Source organism: Microbacterium sp. K35 (genome assembly GCF_004794375.1).
GTDB lineage: Bacteria > Actinomycetota > Actinomycetes > Actinomycetales > Microbacteriaceae > Microbacterium > Microbacterium sufflavum.
In genome coordinates this window covers 1-5,915 of record NZ_SSDM01000204.1, presented here as the reverse complement: position 1 = coordinate 5,915, position 5,915 = coordinate 1, and the positions used below count along the sequence as shown (strand labels likewise).

At 71.3% G+C, this 5,915-nt stretch carries 4 protein-coding genes and 1 pseudogene; 4 read left to right on the top strand and 1 reads right to left on the bottom strand.

Going from position 1 to position 5,915, the window contains the following annotated elements; all coding sequences use genetic code 11:
- The coding region (locus DW299_RS07680) for a hypothetical protein (RefSeq protein WP_240745342.1) at window positions 1–1,287 on the bottom strand (1,287 nt) is incomplete at its 3' end.
- Between the two features lie 95 nt (window positions 1,288–1,382).
- On the opposite strand from DW299_RS07680, the gene mtrA reads away from it, so the two are divergent.
- From mtrA to DW299_RS07660, 4 genes and pseudogenes are all read left to right on the top strand, one after another.
- The gene (gene mtrA, locus DW299_RS07675; protein ID WP_136032889.1) at window positions 1,383–2,063 is read left to right on the top strand and encodes an MtrAB system response regulator MtrA; all 681 of its coding nucleotides are present in this window, start codon (window positions 1,383–1,385) and stop codon (window positions 2,061–2,063) included.
- A 7-nt stretch (window positions 2,064–2,070) separates the two neighbouring features.
- On the top strand, window positions 2,071–3,750 hold the full coding sequence (gene mtrB, locus DW299_RS07670; RefSeq protein ID WP_136032890.1) for an MtrAB system histidine kinase MtrB: 1,680 nt from the start codon (window positions 2,071–2,073) through the stop codon (window positions 3,748–3,750).
- On the top strand, window positions 3,747–5,465 hold the full coding sequence (locus DW299_RS07665; protein WP_136036241.1) for an LpqB family beta-propeller domain-containing protein: 1,719 nt from the start codon (window positions 3,747–3,749) through the stop codon (window positions 5,463–5,465). Before mtrB ends, DW299_RS07665 begins: the two co-directional genes overlap by 4 nt.
- 92 nt (window positions 5,466–5,557) lie before the next feature.
- Window positions 5,558–5,915: pseudogene (locus DW299_RS07660) on the top strand (ComF family protein); the annotation flags it as partial.

Sequence of the window (5,915 nt, the reverse complement as noted above, 5' to 3'; positions counted from 1 at the left end):
GGGTGCGGGCGGGTACGCGGTGGTCGACGGGTACCCGGGTGCGGGCGGGTACGCGGGCGCGGGTGCGGGCGGGTATGCGGGCGAGGGCGCGCCACCGAACTCCGGGGCCGTCCCGGTCGGCGGTGGACCATAGGGATACGGCTGCGGCGCGGCCTGGGGGTACCCGTACCCTTGCGTCATCATCACGTGCTCCGGAACCTGACGCGGCGGCGGGGCGGAGGTGACGGCGCGGGCGGTGTCCACCACGAACGGGTCGCCGAGCTGATCCTCGCTCGCACCGAGGTCGAGGCGCTCCACATAGGAGAGGAGCGTCTGGTCCAGGCCCTCGTAGCGCATGCGGCAGTCGAGGTAGACCAGCACACCGCCCGTGCTCTGCACCACGATCGTGATCGCCTGCAGGATCAGCAGCAGCACCTGCGGGGCGAGGAGGGCGAAGACGTAGCCGATCACCGCACTCGGCTCGCTGGCGCCGGTCGGCGCGATCACGGTTCCGAGGAACGACGACACCAGCGCCGTGGGGATGCTCACCACCTGCATCGCCAGCCCCATGATGAGGCTGATCAGGAACGTCACTCCGAACGCGACCCAGAACCGGCCGCGCGTCAGACGCCACGACCGCACGAACGCGTCGCGGAAGCGCGCGCGCTCCAGTACCAGGATCGACGGGACGAGAAGCAGCTTGGTGGTCAGCCAGATGGTCAGGGGGATCGCGGCGATCGCCAGCAGGACCACCACGATGATCACGATGCCGATCAGCTCCGGCGTGCCGCCCAGACCGCCGGCGGTGAGTGCGCCGATGATGGCGACGACGATCGCGATGCCGCCGAACATCGCGAGCACCGAGAGCGATGCGAAGCCGGCGAGCCGCCAGAACGCGGGGAGCATGCGGCGCCAGAGCATGCGCAGCGAGGCCTTCCGCCCGACGGCGGCGTACCCGATGTCGGCGGCCACCACGCCCTGCATCATCGCGGTGAAGGCGATCGACGCGAGCCCGACGATCAGCCCGGCGATCACGTTGATGGCGATCGTGCCGGCGAGCACGGCCTCGAAGTCGGGCGACGAGGGAGACACCGTCTCGAGGCGGGTGAAGGTGGTGAACAGCACGACACCCATGACACCGGCGGTCGCGATGACGACGACGAACTGGATCACGACGGCGAACCCGAACAGCACCTTCGGGTTGTGGCGGAGCGCCGCGAAGGCCTTGCCGAGCAGCATGCTGAACGTCAGCGGATGAAGGGGGATGATCCCCTTCTTGGGGGCTGGGGTCCACGTCTGGCCGCTCACGGGCCTCCCTCCGTCGTGCGCTCCCATCGTGTCATATCCTCGCGGTGAGGCGCAGACCTGCGGAGGGCGGTACTCGGTGCCATAAGGTAACAGTTATGACCTCACGCATCCTCGTGGTCGACGACGACACGGCGCTCGCCGAGATGATCGGCATCGTGCTGCGCACGGAGGGCTTCGAGCCGGTCTTCTGCGCGGACGGCGCGCGCGCGGTCGACGAGTGGCGCGCACAGCGTCCCGACCTGGTGCTGCTGGACCTCATGCTCCCCGGCATGGACGGCATCGAGATCTGCACGCGGATCCGGGCGGAGTCCGGGGTGCCGATCATCATGCTCACGGCGCGCAGCGACACCGCGGACGTGGTGCGTGGCCTCGAAGTGGGCGCAGACGACTACATGGTCAAGCCGTTCAACCCGAAGGAACTGGTCGCCCGCATCCGCACCCGGCTGCGCCCGACCCCGCAGACCACCAGCGAACAGCTGCGCATCGGAGACCTCACGGTCGACGTCGACGCGCACGAGGTCCGCCGGGGCACCACGCCCATCGCCCTGACGCCGCTGGAGTTCCAGCTGCTCGTGGCCCTCGCCTCCAAGCCGCAGCAGGTGTTCTCGCGCGAGATGCTGCTCGAGCAGGTGTGGGGCTACCACTACAAGGCCGACACCAGACTGGTGAACGTGCACGTGCAGCGGCTGCGCGCGAAGGTCGAGCTCGACCCGGACAACCCGAAGATCGTGATGACCGTGCGCGGTGTGGGCTACCGCGCCGGCAGCGTCGCCTAGGCGCACGATGGCCGCGACGACAGCGACCACGGCCGTCGCTGTGCTGCGCGACTGGCGTGGCTGGCCGGCCGTGATCTCGGCGCTGTGGCGGCGGTCGCTGCGGTTCCGCACCCTGGCGATCACCCTGGTCGCGACCTCGCTGGCGATCTTCATCACGTGCGTCACCATGGCGCTCGTGATCCAGAACGACCTGTTCGTCTCCCGCAAGAACGTCGCCCTGGAGGACGCGCGCCGCGCGGTCGACCAGGCGCAGAGCATCCTCGACGTGGCCGAGGTGGGCGACGACCCCGCGGCGCTCACCGACCTGTGGAACAGCATCCCCGACACGCTGGCGCGCACGTCCAGCGCCGATCAGCTGGCCGGGTTCAAGATCGAGGACGAGCCGGGAGGGGTGCGACTGAACGGCTTCACGGCCGGCCTCACCGCCAACCTCCTCAGCCCCGAGCTGAAGACGAGGGTGGAGGAGCTCGACTACGTCCAGGCGTGGCAGTCGGTCGCGCTGCCGGTCGAGGACGGGGGAGAGGTTCCCGGCATCATCGTGGGGCAGCAGCTCCAGGTGCCGGAGGCCGGCCCGTTCGCGATCTACTTCGCGTACGACCTGGCCGATGCCGATCAGACGCTGGTGTTCGTGCAGCGCACGCTGTGGATCGCCGGGATCGGCCTGGTGGCGATCGTCGCCGCGATCTCGTGGATCGTGCTGCGTACGGTGTCGACGCCGATCGTGCAGGCCGCGGAGACCAGCGCGCGCCTCGCCGCGGGCGACCTCGGCGTGCGGCTGGAGGTGCACGGCGAGGATGAGCTCGCGACCCTCGGCCGGTCGTTCAACGCCATGGCCGACAGCATCGAGGCGCAGATCAAGGAGCTCGGGGAGCTGTCGATGGTGCAGCAGCGCTTCGTGTCGGACGTCTCCCACGAGCTCCGCACGCCGCTGACGACGATCCGTCTCGCCGCCGACATGCTCAACGACCACCGCGACGAGTTCGACGCGACCACCGCCAGGGCGACCGAACTGCTGCACGCGCAGGTGCAGCGCTTCGAGACCCTGCTGTCCGACCTGCTGGAGATCAGCCGGTACGACGCGGGGTCCGTGCAGCTGGAGCTCGAGGCGACGAGCCTCGCGCACCTCGCGGAAGACGTCATCGAGCAGATGCGGCCGCTCGCCGACGGGCGCGGCTCCGAGCTGCGGCTCGTCGCGCCGGGCGGCTACTCGCCGGTGGACATGGACCCGCGCCGCGTGCGACGGGTGCTGCGCAATCTGGTCGGCAACGCGATCGAGCATGGCGAGGGCCGGCCGATCGTGGTCACCGTCGACAGCAATCAGCACGCGGTGGCGGCGGGTGTACGCGATTTCGGCCTCGGCATGGACCCGGCCGACGCCGAGCGTGTGTTCGACCGGTTCTGGCGCGCCGATCCCTCCCGGCAGCGCACGATCGGTGGCACGGGGCTCGGACTGTCGATCGCTTTGGGCGACGCCACCCTGCACGGCGGTACGCTCGCGGTGTGGTCCGAGTTGGGCGTCGGGTCGAACTTCGTGCTGACCATCCCTCGCCACGACGGTGTTCTCGACGGGCCGAGCCCGGTCCCGGTGGAGCCTCAGGAGCCGTTGGCGGAACTGGGCGACGCGACGCAGCCGATCTCGATCGCGGAGATGTACTCGGAGCTGCTCGAGGGGAGGGAGGAACCGTGAGCGCACGCAGGTCGCGACGTCTCGCGCTCGCCGCCGCCCTGGGCATCGTGGCGCTGCTCCTCCCCGCCTGCGCCGGTCTGCCCACGAGCGGCGATGTCGCGGTGGGTCTCAAGCTCGGCGAGTCGCCGCAGGATGTGGACGTCCTCCCCGTCGCCTCCGGTCCCATCGCCGGAGCCGGTCCGGAGGAGATCGTCGAGGGCTTCCTGGAGGCCGGGATCACGACGTCGGACAACTGGGACACGGCGCGCGAGTTCCTCGCCCCGGCGCTTCAGCGCAGCTGGGCACCGTCGGCGGGCGTGTCGATCGACGTCGGGCCCGAGGCGCGGACGCTGTCGTCCACGGTGCCGGAGGACGAGGTGGAACAGGCGGACACCGCCGAGGTGCAGGTGCAGCTCGACCTGGTGGCGAGCGTCGACGGGGCGGGTGCCTACAGCGGCGCGCCCGGCGACTCCAGCGTCCCCTTCGCGCTGGAGCGCATGGACGACGGCGAGTGGCGCATCACCCAGGCGCCCGACGGCATCGTGATCGACGAGGCGCGGTTCCCGAAGGTGTTCGAGGGGTACCCGCTGCAGTGGTTCGACTCCTCGTGGTCGCGCCTCGTGCCGGACATGCGGTGGTTCCCCCGACGCCAGAGCCCGGCGACGACCGTCACGCAGGCGCTCGTGAGCGGAACGCCGTCGGAGTGGCTGGACCCGGCCGTGCAGACCGCGTTCCCCGCCGACGTGCAGTTGGCGCAGGACGCGGTGCCGATCACGGGACAGGTGGCTCAGGTCGCTCTGACGCGTCCGGCGTCCGGACTGGACCAGACCACGCTCGCCCGCATGCGCACGCAGTTGCAGTCCACGCTGAAGGCCGCCGGGGTGAACGTCACGCAGGTGCGCTTCAGCGTCGACGGCAGGTCCCTCGACGCGGGGGTGGTCGAGCTCGCAGGCACCCCGGCGGACGTCGGGACGCTCGTCCTGCGGAACGGCGAGTTCGGGCGGATCGTCGGCGACGAGATCTCCCCGATCCCGGACATCAGCGAGCAGATCGTCGCGATCCCGCAGCCGATCCTGGCGATCGACGTCGGCATCGACGACTCCTACGCGGTCGTGCAGCTCGACGACGGTCACGTGTACCGGGTGGCGAAGTCCGGACGCGATGAGTTGGACGCGCGCGCCGGTCTGGTCGAGCCGTCTCTCGACCCCTTCGGCTACGCGTGGTCCGTCCCGGAGGGTGATCCCCAGGCGGTGCAGGCCTCGGGGAGTGATGCGGCCCCGCACGCCGTGGCGAACGCCTGGCCGAGCGCCTCCTCCATCTCCGACCTGCGCGTGTCGGCGGACGGTGCCCGGGTCGCCGCGGTGATCGTGGTCGGCGGGCAGCGGTGGGTCGTGGTGGCGGCGATCGTGCGCGACTCGGCGGGCGTGCCGACCGAGCTCGGCGACCTCGTGCAGCTGTTCCAGCTCCCGGAGCCGTCCACCGGGCTCGTGTGGCTCGGGCCCGACCGGCTCGCCGTGCTGGCCTCTCCCAGCAGTCCGCGGCTCGTGCTGCAGGCCGTGGGCGGGCCGGGGTCGTCCGAGACGGCGCCGGTCGATGCGATCTCGATCTCCGGCGCGCGCACGCCCGCGGGTGTGCGGATCCTCGGTGCCGCCGGTCAGTTGTACGCGCACGCGGGATCGGCGTGGCGCGAGGTCACGGAGGGCATCACGGTCCTGGCGACCCGGGCGGGGGAGTGACCTCTCCTCCACGGTGACGGATCTCGCGGTGCGGCCCGCGGGTCGTGCTCGCGACGACCGCCGCGGAGCGGGCCCGGAGACACCATGAAGGCATGCCCGTGCCCTCCGCCCTCCGTTCCGTCGTGCTCGAGGCGGCCGCGCTGCTGCTGTCGGCGGTCTGCGGCGGGTGCGGCCTGCCCGGCACGCTGCTGTGCGACGTCTGTCGAGCCGAGCTGATCCCCGACCCGCGGGCGGTGCGCACGCCCGAGGGTCGGAACGTCCACGTGGCGCTGACCTATCAGGGCGTGGCGGCGCGATGCCTGCGCCGCCTCAAAGACGAGGGCGAGACCCTCCTCGCGCGCCCGCTGGGGTCCGCGCTGGCTGCCGTGCTCGGGCCTGCGGTGAGCCACGGAGTCCTCGTCGTGCCGGTGCCGACGTCGCGCCGTGCGTTCCGGCGCCGCGGCTTCCGGC